Source organism: Aminobacter sp. P9b, assembly GCF_045345995.1.
GTDB classification, from domain to species: Bacteria; Pseudomonadota; Alphaproteobacteria; order Rhizobiales; family Rhizobiaceae; genus Aminobacter; species Aminobacter niigataensis.
This window is the reverse complement of record NZ_CP150082.1, coordinates 1,929,636-1,945,054: the sequence shown is the minus strand read 5'-3', so window position 1 is coordinate 1,945,054 and position 15,419 is coordinate 1,929,636. Positions and strand designations below refer to the sequence as shown.

Below are 15,419 nucleotides of genomic sequence, written 5' to 3'. Positions count from 1 at the left end.
TTGCGTTCAAGAACGATCCCCAGCCAGCTTTTGGCGCAGCACGCGCAAGAGGAAAAGCGGATTGCCGACGATATAGCGCCGCCACAGCCGCCCAGGCTCGATGACCAGCCGGAACAACCATTCGAGGCGTAGCCGGCGCATCCATTCCGGCGCGCGCGGCACCGAACCGCTGAGGAAGTCGAGCAGCGCTCCAACGGCGATCGGCAAGGTGCAGTGCTCCGATCCCAGGTTGCGTGCGATCCAGAATTCCTGGCGCGGCACGCCCATGGCGACGAGCAATATGTCCGGCCGCAAGGCGGCCAGAGAGGCGATGACCGCGGGCTCTTCCTGTGCAGTGAAGAACCCGTCGTGGACGACCACAAACCGGTGCTGCGGCGCAATCTCGCCCAGGCGCTGGGCTGCCCGTTCGGCATTTTCGCGCGTGGCGCCGAGCAGGCCGACGGTCAGCGGCTTGTCGGCCGCCAGGAGCAGGGCCGGCACGAAATCGGTGCCGTTGAGATTGGCTGGAAACGGTGCCCCGTAAAGCCAGCGCGCGGCAATGTCGACGCCGATGCCGTCGGCCAAGACCAGGAAATCGTCCAGTGCGGCAGCAAATTCCTTGTTGGAACAGGCCACGTTGGCATTGTGGGCATTGAGGAACCCGACCTTGGTAAAGGTCTTTTCCCGGATGAAATCGGACAACAGCGAGACCGCCTCGTCGCGCCCCAGGCTGGCAACTCGAATCCCGAGGATGCGCCGGAAGGTTGCGGTCGGGTTGGAGATCGTCAGGCTCAAGCGACAACCTCGCGCGTGCCGGCACCAAGCCTGGCGAGACCGAGCGCAACCGCACGATCCAGCGCCGCGATCTGGCGACGGTGGAAGTCGGTGCCGTCGACGTCGGCCACGCGCTGATCGACAGTTTGTTCGAGCGCCCTGGCGAAGGCTGCGGGATCATCAGTCATGATGCAGTTCCGAGGCTTATGGGCAATGCCGCGCAACGAATGCGCCGTCGCCACCGACGGCAGGCCGAGTTCAAAAGTCTCGATGGTTTTGAGCTGGACGCCGCTGCCTGAGGTGCTGACCAGCGGGATGACGGCGGCACTGCCCACAAAGGCCTGGGCATCGGGCACGCGGCCAACGAACTTGACGCCCGGATGCAGCGAAGACACGCCGGCCGGAACGCTGCCGGCGATGTGGATGCGGAAATCCGGGCGCAGATGCGGCACCACCTTGCCCAGGAACCAGTCGAGGCCGATGCGGTTTGGCTCCCAGGTCCAGGTGCCGATGAGAGCTGCGTCGCAATCAATTCGGCGCGTGCCGGGTGCGGACGGAAGTTCGGAACGGGTGACCAACGGCAGCGCCACCGAGCGTTTGTCGGAGGCGACGCCGAGTTCGGCACGGTCCTCTTCGGCCAGCGTGAAGACGAAGCGCGCATTGCGGCACAACCGCTTCTCGATGACCTCGAGAAGCCTCGCCTCGCGGCGGAACAGGGTGCGCTGGAAGGCGCCCTTGGCGGCCAGCGAATTCTCCGCCGCCGAACGGAACTCGACATTGTGCGCCACGAAGATCGACGGCTTGTCCTGAAAGGCTTTTTCGAAAGCCGCCGCCATTTGAACGGAATTGAGGACATAGCCGTCGAACGGCCCTGCAGCCTGGATCGCATCGCGCACCGCTTGCTCCGAGACCACGCGCAGCTTGGCCGACGCGAATGTCAGGCCGGAGGCAACAGCGCTCGCCAGCCATGCAAGCTTGCGCGGCAAGGGTGCAGTGTCGGTGCGGACGTCGAGCGAACCGAGCAGGACGGTATTTTCTGGATCGGACGGTGCCTTGCCCGGCCAGCCGAAACCAAGCACGGTCACGCGCACGCCGTTGCGGCGCAACGCGTCGATGATCGCCTGGTTGGCGATCTCGTAGCCCGAGGAAAGTGCTCCGTCGGGCACGATCGATGTAGCAAACAGCAGATGCATCACAACAGATTCCTGACCCACGGCTAACAGGCTGCGGTGAAGTCTTCATTAAGCAATCTGGCCGTTGTTGTGCAAACGCAACTGGCGGGAAGCCTCCGAGGCGCCATTATTTAACTCACCGTTATCGTGCCGATGCTAGGCAAGGACATCGTAAGAATCGGCGTTTTTCCATGACCGTCCTGCCACCCCTTAAGTCCGTGACCATCGCCGGCCAGTCGCCTGCGCTGGCCAATGACGTCGTGGACGTGGTTGTGACGCTGCCGACCTTCCGCAGGCCGCAGCAATTGCTGGCAACGCTCGATTCGCTCGCCAGGCAACAGACGGCGCGCCGCTTTGCGATCATCGTCATGGAGAATGACGACGAGGGCCGCGAGGGCTTGAACGCGGCACTGCCGCTGTTTGAGAGCGGCAAGATGGCCGGCATGGTGATCATCGCCCATGAACGTGGCAATTGCAGCGCCTACAATGCCGGCTGGCACACCGCACTTCTGCACTTTCCGAATTTCACCCAGTTGCTGGTGATCGACGACGACGAACTGGCCGACCCCTTGTGGCTGGAAACGATATGCAGCGCGCAGTTGCGCCTCGACGCCGACATCGTCGGCGGGCCGCAGCTTCCGGTGTTTGCCGACCCGGCTCACCAGGCATGGGCAACGCACCCGGTGTTTGCGCCGCCCTACTCCACCACCGGACCCGTCCGGGCGCTGTTTTCCTCTGGCAATCTGCTCCTCACCCGCAACGTGCTGCTGGCGATGGGTCCTCCGTTCCTCGATTTGCGCTTCAACTTCATGGGCGGCGGCGATTCGGATTTCCTCAGCCGGGCCGCGCGGCGGGGCTTCAGGCTCGCCTGGTGTGCCGAGGCCAAGCTGTTCGAGAACGTGCCGGCGCGGCGCGTCGAGGCCGACTGGATCCGGGCGCGCGGCCTGCGCAACGGCGTCATCTCGACGCTGGTCGCCAAGAAGCGATACTCCGGGGCGCCGCTCGCCAATACGCGGGTGTTCCTGAAGAGCCTGACGCTGCTGATCTTCTCGCCCCTGCGCGCGCTGTTGCGGCTGATCTGGACCGGTTCGCCATCGGTCGCCGCCTATCCGATCCATGTGGCGCTGGGCCGCGTGCTCGCCGATTTCGGTTATGCCAATGAGCAATATCGGCAGCCTGAGAAGAACTGAGGCGGCGCCGCTGGCGGTGGCGTTCACCCGTTCGGGTGTCGCCACCGCCATCGCGACGGTGCTGCTGACCGTGGTGATCGTCTCGTTCCGCCCGTTCCAGCCAGCAGGCGCCGATGTCGCCGGCGGCGGCGACATCGTCAACCAGCTTGGCTTCGGCTCGCTCGGCGGACTGTCGATCTTCGCCCTGCTGACATTGGCCGCTCCCGACCGGCTGCGTGCGCTGGCGAGCCTGCCTTGGGCGATCCTGCTCTGCTTCTTCATGATTTCGGTGGTGACCGCGACCGATCCCGGATCTGCGTTCCGTGCTGCGTCCTTCACCCTGATCGGCATCCTGGCCATGGCGACCGTGCTGGCGCTGCCGCGCAACGCCGATGCCTACTCGACGGTGCTCGCCGTATCGGGACTGGTCGTCGTCGGGCTCTGCTATGCCGGCGTGGTGCTCAACCCCGGCGTGGCGATCCACGGCGCCGACGGCGTCGAGCCCCAGCATGCCGGGCTGTGGCGCGGCGCGTTCTCGCACAAGAACATCGCCGCCCCGGTCATGGCCTGCTACAGCTTCGCCGGCATCTATCTCTTCCGGCGCGGCTGGCAATGGTCGGGCGCCATTTTGTTCGCCGCCGCCATGTTCTTCATGTTCCATACCGGCTCCAAGACCACGGCCGGCCTGGTGCCGCTGTCGATCATGGTGGTCATCCTGCCGGGCCTGATCGGCATGCGGCTCGGTGCGCCGGTGCTGTTTGCAATGGCCATCATCGGCACCGCGCTCGCCACGCTGGGCATCGTCTTCATCGATCCGCTCAAGGACCTTGCCGCCTACCTCGTCCCCGACCTCACCTACACCGGCCGCACCACGCTGTGGGCCTATGCCGGCGAGATGCTGGCCAGGCACCCTTGGTTCGGCTACGGCTACGAAAGCTTCTGGGGCACGCCGCTGCTCACCGAAAGCGAGCGCGCCTTCGACCAGGACTGGGACATCCGCGCCATCGTGCACGGCCATAACGGCTATCTCGACCTCGCGGTGCTGATGGGCATCCCAGCGCTTGTCACGGCGGTCTACGCTTTCCTGATCGCACCGCTGCGCGACTACATGCGCATTCCGCTGACCAAGGAGAATGTCTTCCTGGGGGACATGTTCATGATGGTGGTGCTGTTCACCGCGCTCAACGCCTTCCTCGAAAGCTTCTTCTTCCGCCGCGCCGACCCGGTGTGGCTGTTCTTCGTCTTCGGCGTGCTGGGGCTGCGGCTGGTGTCGCGCGTGATGATCCGCAAAGCCTGATCCTGAGCTCTTGATCCCGCCAGGCACCCACGACATTCTGACGCCATGGCCACCGCTGTTTCCAGACGCCAGCTGCTCGCCGGGTCGCTCGGCATCGGTATCTTGCCGCTGCTGCGGACCTTGCCGGTGCGAAGTGCCGCCTTGCCGAAGACCGACGCGACCTTCCTGTTTGCTGCCGACATCCATGCCTGCCGCATGGCAAGCGGGCTCAGTCCGAACTGCCAGGCCGAAGGCAAGACGGACGAGAACCTGCGCCGGCACATCGCGGCCTTGAACGAGATCGCAAAACTGGAGTGGCCCAGCGAAATCAGTGGCGTGTCGTCGGGCCTTGCCAGCGCCGGCACACGGATCGGCCGTCCGCTCGGCCTGGTCATCGGCGGCGACATGACCGACGACGGCGGTGGGCAGGTGACGCTGCCGCACGAGGGCACCCAGCTCTTGCAGTTCAGCCATCGCTACCAGGAAGGAAACGGCCCCGACCGCGTGCATGTGCCGGTCTATGTCGGGCTCGGCAATCACGACCTCGACCAGGATGGGCCGCCGCCGCATGTCGACTGGTACCGGCGCGAACTACGCGACTATGTCGAGATCAACCACCGGCCGAGCGTGTTCTTCAAGCCACCGGTACCGGCCACCAACTATGACGCGCCGTCGGACTGCTATTCCTGGGACTGGGGCGGGCTGCATCTCGTCCAGACGCACAGGTTTGCCGGCGACACGGCCAAGGGTGCACCGAGCGCGCTCGACTGGCTGAAGCAGGACCTCAAGACCTTTGCCGGCGACGGCAGGCCGGTGATCCTGTTCCAGCACTATGGCTGGGATCCGTTCTCGATCGAAAGATGGGACCCCGGTGCCCGCCAGTTCGACGACACCGGCAGCGGCAAGCCGCACTGGTGGAGCGACGACGACCGGCGCGCGCTGCTGGATGCGATCAATGGAGCGAACGTGATCGCCGTCTTCCATGGCCATCAGCATGAGACGCCAATGATCTACAGGCGCGACGGGCTGGACCTTTTCAAGCCGAAAGCCGGTTTCATGGGTGGCTTCGCGGTCGTCCGGGTGACCGACGGCTTCATGGATGTTGTGCTGGCGGAAGCCGGGGCGCGCGGCAGCGTCACCTTCACCAACGCCTTCGGCAAGAGACTGGACGACACACGCTGAAGTGGCGTTTCCGCCCTTCCGCATGGCTGCAAGACGGTCTATGTCAGGATGTTCGGAGGGCTTTGAATGACCATCAGACTGATCCTCGCAGGTTGCGGCAACATGGGCTACGCCATGCTCACGGGCTGGTTGAAATCGGGCAAGCTCGCACCGGCTGAGACATTCGTCGTCGAACCAAACGCCGAACTGCGCGCTCGCGCCGCCGAACTCGGCAGCCGCGTCGCCTCGGAAGTCGGCGGCATCCCGGCCGATGCCGATCCCGAAATCATCGTCATTGCGGTCAAGCCGCAGGTCATTCGCGAGGTCACTGCCGGCTACCGCCGCTTCGGCAACGGCCGTGCGACCTTCGTCAGTGTCGCTGCAGGCACGTCGGTCGCCACCTTCAGCAACATCCTCGGTGTACGGACGCCGATCGCGCGCTGCATGCCCAACACGCCCGCCGCCATCGGCAAGGGCATGATGGTGGTCTATTCCAACGACCACGTCACGGAAGCCACCAAGGCGCGGGTCGCCGACCTGCTGTCGGCCAGCGGCGAAGTCGCGACGATCGCCGACGAAGGCCTGATGGACGCGGTCACCGCCGTCTCCGGCTCCGGACCGGCCTACATCTTCCACTTCATCGAATGCCTGACGGCAGCGGCCGAGAATGCCGGGCTGGCGCCGAAGACGGCGTCGCTTCTGGCGATGCAGACGGTCTATGGCGCTGCCAGCCTTGCCGCCGAAAGCCGCGAGGATCCGGCCGTGCTGCGGCGCCAGGTGACCAGCCCCAACGGTACGACGGCGGCAGCGCTCGGTGTGCTGATGGGCGAGGATCGTCTCAAGAACCTGCTCACCGAAGCCGTCGAGGCGGCCCGGCTGCGTTCGGTCGAACTCGGGAAATAACTACTTCGTGTCGGCCTCGGCCTGCAGCGCCTTGATATGGGGCGCCGCCGCCTCGTAGACGGCGCGCTCCATGTCGCGGAACTGGCGGATGACCTGCTCGCCGACCTCCGTGAGCTCGGCGCCGCCGCCGTGCTTGCCGCCGGTCTTGGCCGCGACCAGCGGTTTGCCGAACATGTCCTTCATCTCTTCGACAAGATCCCAGGCGCGCTTGTAGGACATTTCCATGGCCCGCGCCGCCGCCGAGATCGAGCCGGTGGCTGCTATCTGTTCGAGAAGTTCGATCTTGCCCGGACCGAGACGGCCCTTCGGATCGAGATAGAGGCGCAGGGTCAGGGACGGCATCGGCTACTCCAGTCTTCAGCTGGTTAGCACAAGCGGCGCCCCCGGAGAAAGATTGGCGCGATCGAAGGCAACAGTCTTGATGACCGCGAACACGTCGCGCCCGACAGTCAGCTGCAGCGTTTCGAGCGACTGGCGCGTGATACGCGAGACGAGCATGTCGCCATGGCAGTCGAGGCGGAGGTCGACCTGCGCGCCGTTGACTTTGCCGATATCAACGATCCTGCTCGGCAGGATGTTGAGCGCACTGAGGCCCTGGGGTCGCTCGGTGGCGATCATGACGTCGCGCGCCCGGACCCGGACACGCACGACAGCGCCTTCAGGCAGGGCGACACGAGGCACGCGCATTTCGCCGGCGGCCGCGCCAAGCACGGTCATGCCGAAGCCTTCGTCGTGACGCAGCACCTTCATGTCGAGCACGGCACCGCCCTCGCCCACTTCCTCCGGTGGCAACAGGTCGAGCCTTTGCATGATCTCGGTCGTCGGACCCGAAGCTGCGACCTTGCCCTCGGCCATGACGACGACGTCGGTGGCGAGGCGGGCGACTTCGGCAATCGAATGGCTGACATAGACGATCGGGATCCTGGTCTCGTCGCGCAGCCGCTCGAGATAGGGCATGATCTCGGCCTTGCGGGCATCGTCAAGCGAGGCCAGCGGCTCATCCATGAGCAGCAGCCGGGGGCTTGCCAGCAGCGCCCGGCCGATGGCGACACGCTGCTTTTCTCCACCGGACAACAAAGCTGGACGCCGGCCCAGCAGGTGGCCGATGCCGAGCATCTCGACCACGCGGTCGAATTCGGCGTAGCGCTCGCCTTGCGGCGTGAACCAGCGGCCATAGCGCAGGTTCGAGCGTACCGTCAGATGCGGGAACAGCCTGGCATCCTGGAAGACGAAACCGACGCGGCGCCTGTACGCGGGCACGAAACGGCGGTTTGCGGTGTCGACCAGCGTCCGGTCGCCGATGACGATGCGGCCGGCGTCGGGGCGGATCAGCCCGGCGATGATGTTGATGAGCGAGGTCTTGCCCGAACCCGACGGTCCAAACAGTGCCGTCAGGTGACCGGCGCTCTCGAAGCTGGTTTCGAGGTCGAGCGCGCCGAGGCGGTGGTGGACAGCGACGGAGAGCGTCATCCGATATCCAAGCGTTGGCCAATGCGGCGAGCAAACATCTCGGACACCACAAGCGCTGCCATCGAGATGGCGATGGAGATCAGCGTCAGCCGCATGGCTCCGGCATCGCCGCCCGGCACCTGGGTGAAGGTGTAGATCGCCGACGGCAATGTCTGGGTTTCTCCGGGAATGTTCGAGACGAAGGTGATGGTGGCGCCGAACTCGCCCATCGCCTTGGCGAAGGAGAGGATCATGCCGGCAACGATGCCGGGTAGGATCAGCGGCAGCGTCACGGTCAGAAACACCCACAAGGGGCTTGCCCCGAGCGTGCCGGCAGCCGCTTCGAGCCGCCGGTCGACCGCCTCGATGGAGAGCCTTATGGCGCGTACCATCAGCGGAAAGCCCATGACCGCGCAGGCAAGGGCGGCACCCGTCCAGCGGAACGAGAAGACGATGCCGAAATACTCTTCGAGAAACGAGCCGATCGGGCCGCGGCGACCGAAGCTCAGCAGCAGCAGGTAGCCGGTGACGACAGGCGGCAGGATCAGCGGCAAATGGACGACGCCGTTAAGCAGCGACTTGCCCCAGAATTTCCCACGCGCCAGCAACAAAGCAATGGCGATGCCGAAAGGCAGGCTGGCAGCCATCGCCCACAGCCCGACCTTGATCGACAGGCGGACCGCATTCCATTCGTCAGGAGTGAGGTCCAACATTGCCTAGTCGCATTCCCTCAAAAAGCCTGTCCCACCCCGCCGTGCGGGATGGGACACAGATTGTCGTTGCGGCAAGAATACCGGAGAGCGGTAAACCACTCCCTAGTTGGACGCCACCGGCGCAAGCATGGTGAAGCCCTGGGCCTCGAACAGTTCCTTGGCCTTGGCGGACTGAAGATATTTCACGTACGCAGCAGCGTCCGCGCTCTTCGAGTCCGCCGTCACGCCGACCGGATAGACGATGGGAGGATGCGAGTCTTCCGGGAACACACCAACGACCTTGACGCCGGGCTCTGCAGTCGCGTCGGTCTGGTAGACGATGCCGAGCGGGGCTTCACCCGTCGACACGAGCTTGAGGGCGGCACGCACGTTTTCGGCCTGGGCGATCTTGCCCTCGACCGACGACCAGACGCCGAGCTTCTCGAGCGCGGCCTTGCCATATTTGCCGGCGGGCACTGCCTTGACGTCGCCCATGGCGAGGCGGCCGTCGCCAAGTAGAGCGGCAAGGTCGAAATTCGGGGCGATCTCGGCCTTAGCGCCGGAATCCTTCGGTGCGACCAGCACGATGCGGTTGCCGAGCAGCTTGACGTCCGAGCCGTCCTTGATCAGCTTCTTGTCGGCGAGATACTTCATCCAGTCGAGATCGGCCGAGATGAACACGTCGGCGGGTGCGCCTTCCTCGATCTGCTTGGAGAGGGCCGAGCTCGCGGCGTAGGACGCGGTCGCGGATTTGCCGCTCTCGGCCTTCCAGGCGGCGTCGACGGCATCGAGCGCGTTCTTGAGGCTGGCAGCGGCGAACACGACCACGTCGCCATCGGCGCGCGCCGAAGGCAGGCCGAATGACAGCATGGCCGCCAGGCCGCCTGCAGCGGCCACAAGCCGCAACCCTAATCCCCTACGCGTGAACATCGTCATTCCTCCATGATTGACCAAGCCGCAGCCCGGCTGCGGATTCGTTATATTCATACGAATATAGCACTCGCCGCACAACCACCCATCCGGGTGGTTTTCGGCAAAACTGTTGCCGGATGTTTCGAGGTTGCGTGATTGGACTTGCAGTCCGGGGGAGACTGGCCCGTCCGTTCATGGCATATGTCTCGCTCTCATCTTGGGGCATGCAGACGTGGCACCTTGTGTCCGGCGACACCCTGTCCATCCAGCCACGCCAACACGAGTTCCCCGAAATGTCCGGCATCACCATGTTCGAAATCATCTGGCTAGCCATCGCGCTGCTCGGAGCGGGCGCCGTCACGGGCCTTCTGGCCGGTGTGTTCGGCGTCGGCGGCGGTGCCGTCATCGTGCCGGTGCTCTACGAACTGTTCCGAACGGTCGGCGTGCCGGAAGAGGTGCGCATGCCGCTGTGCGTCGGCACCTCGCTCGCCATCATCATCCCGACGTCGATCCGCTCGTTCAGCGCCCACAAGGCCAAGGGCGCGGTCGACATGACGATCCTGAGGCAATGGGCGGTGCCAGTGGTGCTCGGTGTGTTGATGGGCAGCGTGATCGCGCGCTATGCCTCGCCGGACCTGTTCAAGATGGTGTTCGTCGTCGTTGCCGGCATCTCGGCGATCAGGCTGCTGTTCGGCAAGGATTCATGGCGCCTCGGCCTCGACATGCCGGGCAAGCTCATCATGAACGCATATGGCTGGCTGATCGGCGTGCTGTCGAGCCTGATGGGCATCGGCGGCGGGCAGCTTTCAAACCTGTTCATGACCTTCTACGGCCGTCCCATCCACCAGGCGGTGGCGACGTCCTCCGGCCTCGGCGTGCTGATCTCGATCCCCGGCGCGCTTGGCTACATCTATGCCGGATGGCCGCGCGCGGCGGAATACCCCGATGTCGCCGCCCTGCAGTTTCCGCTGTCGCTCGGCTATGTCTCGCTCGTCGGCCTGATCCTGTTCGTGCCGACCAGCGTGCTGACCGCCCCTTTGGGCGCGCGGCTGGCGCACGCGCTGTCGAAACGCAAGCTTGAAGTCGCCTTTGGCATCTTCCTGCTTTTGATCAGCCTGCGCTTCCTGATCAGCCTCGTCGGCTGATCTTTCAAATCAAAACGCCCGGCAGTGCCGGGCGTTTGCATTCTCGGGACAGACAGCGGATCAGGCGCGCTCGAGTGCGACCGCGATACCCTGCCCGACACCGATGCACATGGTGGCAAGCGCCAGCTTGCCACCGCGCAGGCCGAGCTCCAGCGCCGCGGTACCGGCGATGCGGGCGCCCGACATGCCCAGCGGATGGCCCAGTGCGATGGCCCCGCCATTCGGGTTCACGTGCTCCGCATCCTCGGCGATGCCGAGTTCGCGCAGCACGGCAATGCCTTGGGAGGCAAAAGCTTCATTGAGTTCTATGACGTCGAAGTCGGCCGGGCTGATGCCGAGCCGGGCGCAAAGCTTCTTGGTCGCCGGTGCCGGGCCGATGCCCATAATGCGGGGTGCTACGCCCGCCGCCGCACCGCCAAGCACGCGAGCGATCGGCGTCAGGCCGTACTTCTTCACCGCAGCTTCGGAGGCAACGATGAGGGCTGCCGCGCCATCGTTGACGCCCGAGGCGTTGCCGGCGGTCACCGTGCCGCCCTGGTGGAACGGCGTCGGCAGCTTGGCCAGCGTCTCGACGGTCGTGCCGGCGCGCGGATGCTCATCCTTGGCAACGACGATCGCATCGCCCTTGCGCTGCGGGATCGTCACCGGGGTGATCTCCTTGCCAAGGCGACCGTTTTCCTGCGCGGCGACAGCCTTGTTCTGGCTGCGCACGGCAAAGGCATCCTGGTCGGCGCGGGAGACGGAAAAGTCCTCCGCGACGTTCTCGCCGGTCTCGGGCATCGAATCGACGCCGTACTGCTTTTTCATCACCGGGTTGACGAAGCGCCAGCCAATGGTGGTGTCGTGGATCTCGGCATGGCGCGAGAAAGCCGCGTCGGCCTTGGGCATGACGAAGGGCGCGCGGCTCATGCTTTCTACGCCACCGGCAATCATCAGCTCGGCTTCGCCGGCCTTGATGGCGCGGGCAGCAGCAATCAGCGCGTCCATGCCCGAACCGCAGAGGCGATTGATGGTCGTGCCGGAGACTTCCTGCGGCAGTCCGGCCAACAGCAGCGACATGCGGGCAACGTTGCGGTTGTCCTCGCCGGCCTGGTTGGCGCAGCCGAAGATCACGTCATCGACGGCAGCCCAATCGACCGAGGCATTGCGCTCCATCAGCGCCCTGAGCGGCACGGCGCCGAGATCGTCGGCGCGGACCGAGGACAGCGAACCGCCAAAGCGGCCGATCGGGGTGCGGATGTAATCGCAGATATAGGCCTCAGCCATCCTTGGATCCTCTCTTTGCGGAAACTGCCTCGCCCTTGTGGGCGGCGTCGGTGCGCGCCTTTAGATCACGCAGCGTCTGCAATTCCAACTGCGTCGGAACAGGTGTTTCCTCCAGCGTATCGGCGAATTTAACCGTCCAGCCGCAGGTCTCCTGGACCTTGTCGCGGGTGACGCCAGGGTGCAGCGAAACGACGGTGAATTCCTTGGTCACCGGATCCGGCTTCCAGATGGCGAGGTCGGTGATCAGCAGCGTCGGGCCCTTGGTGTCGATGCCGAGGCGCTTACGATGGTCGCCGCCGTCGCCATGGCCGAAGGAGGTGTAGAAGTCGATCTTTTCGACCATGCCGCGCTTCGACTGCGCCATGGTGATGTAGATTTCCTTCGACGAGGTTGCGATCTCCGGCGCACCGCCACCACCCGGCAGCCGGGTCTTGGGATGGGCATAGTCGCCGATGACAGTCGTGTTGATGTTGCCGAACTTGTCGAGCTGGGCCGCGCCGAGGAAGCCGATCGAGATGCGGCCGCCCTGCAGCCAGTAGCGGAACATCTCCGGCACCGAGACGGTGGTGACGGCAGTGTCGCACAATTCGCCGTCGCCGATCGACAGCGGCAGCACGTCGGGCGCGGTGCCGATGGTGCCGGATTCGTAGATCAGCGTGATGTCGGGCGCATGGGTCAGGCGTGCGACGTTGCAGGCGGCCGACGGCGCGCCGATGCCGACGAAGCAGACGTCGTCGCCCTTGAGCGCGCGCGAGGCGGCAATCGTCATCATTTCATTGGGGGTGAAGCCGAGCTCGCTCATGCCACGTTCCTCAGGTGTTCGACGCGTCCGGCGAAATCGTCGGCGGTCTTTTCGATGACGTTCTTCTGCATCCACTCGCGGAAGCGGTCGCGGTCGGCGGCGATCTCGTCCCATTCGAGATAGGAGGCGTTGTCACGGATATAGTAGCCATGGGCATAGGACGGGTGCGCCCCGCCAGGCACGACGGAGATCGCGGTCACTGACCAGTTCGGCAGCACGGTCAGGTTGGGGTGCAGGTCGTCGAAATTGTCGACCACTTCCTCGACGGTGACCACCGCGCGCTTGGCCGCAAGGGCTGCTTCCTTCTGGATGCCGATGATGCCCTCGACCAGCACGTCGCCGCGCTTGTTGGCCTTCTGGGCATGGATGAAGGTGACGTCGGGGCGAACCGACGGAACAGCCGCCAGCACCTCGCCGGTGAACGGGCAGGTCACCGACTTGATGTTCGGATTGACCCTGGCGAGCTCGGCGCCGCGATAGCCGCGGAAGATGGCGCAAGGCAGGCCGGCGGCGCCCGCCTCATAGGCATTGGCCATGGCGGCATGGCTGTGCTCCTCGATTTCCAGCGCATGCGGAAAACCGTTCTCGACCGCATCGCGCAGGCGCCGCAGCAGGCCGACGCCGGGATTGCCGGCGTAGGAGAAGATCGCCTTCCTGGCCATGCCCATGCCGATCATCTGGTCGTAGATCAGGTCCGGCGTCATGCGGACCAGCGTCAGGTCCTTGAAGCCCTGGCGGATCGCCTCATGCGCGGCCGCGGTGGGAATGAGATGCGTGAACCCTTCGAAGGCCACGGTGTCGCCGTTGTTGAGATTGTCGGCGACCGCCTTCGACAGGGGGAGAAATTTGGTCATCGCGTTTCGTCCCGGTTGTCCAAAGTTCGCTCAAAAGTTCGTATTGCGAACATTTGTTTTCTATGCGATACATTTCTGAGGCAAGATGGCGCTGGAGTCAATGACCAGGCTCCGCCGCAGCAGATATTTCGGAGAAAGGCCGCATGCGCGACGACGACACCGCCCGCGACCACGTCACCTCGCTGGAGCGCGGGTTGTCGGTGATGGAGATCCTGGCCGCCAATGCGGCAGGCCTGACGCTGACCGAAACGGCCGAAAAAGCGGGCCTCACCCGCGCCGGCGCGCGGCGCTTCCTGCTGACCTTGGTGGCGACAGGCTATGCGGTGCAATCGGGCCGGAACTTTTCGCTGTCGCCCAGGCTGCTGACGCAGGCGCGCATCTGGCTGCACGGCGTGCCGCTGTGGACCTTCGCCGAACCCTTCATGAAGGAGACGGCGGCAAAACTGCATGAATCATGTTCGGCGGCGACCCTGTCGGGCGAGGACATGGTCTATGTCGCGCGCGTGCCGGGACCGCGCATCATCGGCGTCGACCTGCAGGTCGGTGCGCATTTGCCGGCCTTCTGCACCGCAATGGGCCGCGTGCTGCTGTCGGGGCTGACGGATGCCGAGCTCGAGGGCTTCCTCGCCCGTGCCGCGATCGTCCAGCGGACGCCGAAGACCGTGACCGACCGGGCGAAACTTGCTGACATCATCGGCAGGGTGCGAACGTACGGCCACGCCATCGTCGACGAGGAACTGGAGATCGGGCTGCGCTCGATTGCTGTTCCGCTACGCGACCGCACAGGCGCGATCGTCGCCGCGATCAACATCTCGACGCAGTCCACACGCCACACGCCGGCCGAGATGGAAGCGGAGATCCTGCCGCTGCTCAGGGAGATGGCGGCAAGGATCAGCGACTTCTTCGTCGTTCAGTGATCAGGCGGCTTCAGCCAGCCCATTGCGCTTGGCATTCAGCCGGATCACTGCCCTGATCGGCAGATGATCCGAGGCGATGCGCGCCAATGCGGTGTCGTGCGCCTCGATCTCTGTCAGCAGATTGTGTGGCCTGGCCATGACCCGGTCGAGCGCCAATACCGGAAAGCGCGAGGGAAAGCTCGGAACGATGGCGTGCATCGGCCCAAAGGCCGGTTCCAGGCTGCGCAGCGACGAGCGCTTGCCCAGGCGCCATTCGTTGAGGTCGCCGACAAGAATTGTTGGTTTTTCGCTGTGCAGCTCGGCGGCGGTCAAAAGCGTGCCGGCCTGGAGCTTGCGCGAATGGCGCAGCAGGCCGAAATGCGCAGCGATGATGCGCAGCGGCCCCGCTTCGAGCTCAAGATCGACGATGACGGCGCCACGCGGCTCGGCGCCGGGCAGCACGATCTGCCGCGCTGAACTGACCGAGCCCTTGCGAAACAGCACGACATTGCCGTGCCAGCCATGGCTCTTGCGCCGGCCGGCAAGGGGAACCGGCACCAGCCCGGTCTCGCGCGCGACCGCATCGAGGTCGAGCAGCCCGGCACGGTCGCCGAAGCGCTGGTCGGCTTCCTGCAGCGCAATGACGTCGGCGCCGATCTCGGAAATCACCGCCATCGTGCGCTGCGGATCGAAACGGCGATCCAGCCCGACGCATTTGTGAACGTTGTAGGAGGCAACGACGATTTCGCTGTGGGTGCCGGTTGCGGCGATCGAAAACGCGTCCTGCTGGTGCTGTGCCGAAGGCTGGTGCCCGGCACCTGCCCTATCGGAAATCTCCAAGCCTTGCGTGCTAGCCATCACTCGTCTGGAATCTCTGGGAAATTCGTGTTCAGTTGCGGCAGGCGTTCGTGCCAACTGTAACCTATATGGTCGGGGTGTTCGAGGTTTTCCACATGCGTCACGATGGCT

General features: G+C 64.9%; 16 protein-coding genes. 6 read left to right on the top strand and 10 right to left on the bottom strand.

Annotated elements, in window-relative coordinates:
* Positions 1 to 6 precede the first annotated feature (6 nt).
* Both WHT83_RS09590 and WHT83_RS09585 read right to left on the bottom strand, forming a co-directional pair.
* On the bottom strand, positions 7 to 774 hold the full coding sequence (locus WHT83_RS09590) for a WecB/TagA/CpsF family glycosyltransferase (protein ID WP_406873644.1): 768 nt from the start codon (positions 772 to 774) through the stop codon (positions 7 to 9).
* On the bottom strand, positions 771 to 1,946 hold the full coding sequence (locus WHT83_RS09585) for a glycosyltransferase (protein ID WP_406873643.1): 1,176 nt from the start codon (positions 1,944 to 1,946) through the stop codon (positions 771 to 773). The genes WHT83_RS09590 and WHT83_RS09585 overlap by 4 nt, the downstream gene beginning before the upstream one ends.
* Positions 1,947 to 2,116: 170 nt before the next feature.
* Between WHT83_RS09585 and WHT83_RS09580 the strand changes: the two genes are divergently transcribed.
* From WHT83_RS09580 to proC, 4 genes are all read left to right on the top strand, one after another.
* Positions 2,117 to 3,115, top strand: coding sequence for a glycosyltransferase family 2 protein (locus tag WHT83_RS09580; protein WP_108609168.1), 999 nt, complete (start codon positions 2,117 to 2,119; stop codon positions 3,113 to 3,115).
* Complete coding sequence (locus WHT83_RS09575) at positions 3,084 to 4,391, top strand: O-antigen ligase family protein (RefSeq protein ID WP_406873642.1); 1,308 nt, start codon at positions 3,084 to 3,086, stop codon at positions 4,389 to 4,391. The genes WHT83_RS09580 and WHT83_RS09575 overlap by 32 nt, the downstream gene beginning before the upstream one ends.
* Positions 4,392 to 4,436: 45 nt before the next feature.
* Entirely contained in the window at positions 4,437 to 5,552 is a 1,116-nt protein-coding gene (locus WHT83_RS09570) for a metallophosphoesterase (RefSeq protein ID WP_406873641.1), read from the top strand.
* Between the two features lie 66 nt (positions 5,553 to 5,618).
* Positions 5,619 to 6,434, top strand: coding sequence for a pyrroline-5-carboxylate reductase (proC, locus tag WHT83_RS09565; RefSeq protein WP_318762396.1), 816 nt, complete (start codon positions 5,619 to 5,621; stop codon positions 6,432 to 6,434).
* On the opposite strand, the gene WHT83_RS09560 is transcribed toward proC, so the two are convergent.
* The 4 genes from WHT83_RS09560 to modA form a co-directional block, all read right to left on the bottom strand.
* Complete coding sequence (locus WHT83_RS09560) at positions 6,435 to 6,776, bottom strand: winged helix-turn-helix domain-containing protein (RefSeq protein ID WP_183264596.1); 342 nt, start codon at positions 6,774 to 6,776, stop codon at positions 6,435 to 6,437. It abuts the gene before it with no gap.
* 15 nt (positions 6,777 to 6,791) lie between these two features.
* Entirely contained in the window at positions 6,792 to 7,904 is a 1,113-nt protein-coding gene (gene modC, locus WHT83_RS09555) for a molybdenum ABC transporter ATP-binding protein (protein ID WP_183264597.1), read from the bottom strand.
* Entirely contained in the window at positions 7,901 to 8,596 is a 696-nt protein-coding gene (gene modB, locus WHT83_RS09550; RefSeq protein ID WP_406873640.1) for a molybdate ABC transporter permease subunit, read from the bottom strand. The genes modC and modB overlap by 4 nt, the downstream gene beginning before the upstream one ends.
* A gap of 102 nt (positions 8,597 to 8,698) precedes the next feature.
* Positions 8,699 to 9,505 carry a molybdate ABC transporter substrate-binding protein gene (modA, locus tag WHT83_RS09545; protein ID WP_406873639.1) on the bottom strand — a complete coding sequence of 269 codons (807 nt, stop codon included), beginning with the start codon at positions 9,503 to 9,505 and terminating at the stop codon, positions 8,699 to 8,701.
* 275 nt (positions 9,506 to 9,780) lie between these two features.
* On the opposite strand from modA, the gene WHT83_RS09540 reads away from it, so the two are divergent.
* On the top strand, positions 9,781 to 10,632 hold the full coding sequence (locus WHT83_RS09540; protein ID WP_406873638.1) for a sulfite exporter TauE/SafE family protein: 852 nt from the start codon (positions 9,781 to 9,783) through the stop codon (positions 10,630 to 10,632).
* 60 nt (positions 10,633 to 10,692) lie between these two features.
* Here WHT83_RS09540 and pcaF read toward each other — a convergent pair whose 3' ends face one another.
* The 3 genes from pcaF to WHT83_RS09525 are packed head-to-tail and all read right to left on the bottom strand — an operon-like array spanning position 10,693 to position 13,554.
* Entirely contained in the window at positions 10,693 to 11,898 is a 1,206-nt protein-coding gene (pcaF, locus tag WHT83_RS09535) for a 3-oxoadipyl-CoA thiolase (RefSeq protein WP_406873637.1), read from the bottom strand.
* Positions 11,891 to 12,700 (bottom strand): CoA-transferase subunit beta, encoded by an 810-nt coding sequence (locus WHT83_RS09530; RefSeq protein ID WP_183264602.1) that lies wholly within the window; start codon positions 12,698 to 12,700, stop codon positions 11,891 to 11,893. The genes pcaF and WHT83_RS09530 overlap by 8 nt, the downstream gene beginning before the upstream one ends.
* Positions 12,697 to 13,554, bottom strand: a complete 858-nt coding sequence (locus WHT83_RS09525; protein ID WP_108609177.1) for a CoA transferase subunit A — start codon at positions 13,552 to 13,554, stop codon at positions 12,697 to 12,699. Before WHT83_RS09525 ends, WHT83_RS09530 begins: the two co-directional genes overlap by 4 nt.
* Before the next feature lie 143 nt (positions 13,555 to 13,697).
* Between WHT83_RS09525 and WHT83_RS09520 the strand changes: the two genes are divergently transcribed.
* A complete protein-coding gene (locus tag WHT83_RS09520) occupies positions 13,698 to 14,471 on the top strand; it encodes an IclR family transcriptional regulator C-terminal domain-containing protein (RefSeq protein WP_406873636.1) in 774 nt (257 codons plus the stop codon).
* On the opposite strand, the gene WHT83_RS09515 is transcribed toward WHT83_RS09520, so the two are convergent.
* Positions 14,472 to 15,308, bottom strand: coding sequence for an endonuclease/exonuclease/phosphatase family protein (locus tag WHT83_RS09515; protein ID WP_245439509.1), 837 nt, complete (start codon positions 15,306 to 15,308; stop codon positions 14,472 to 14,474).
* Positions 15,309 to 15,419: the final 111 nt, after the last annotated feature.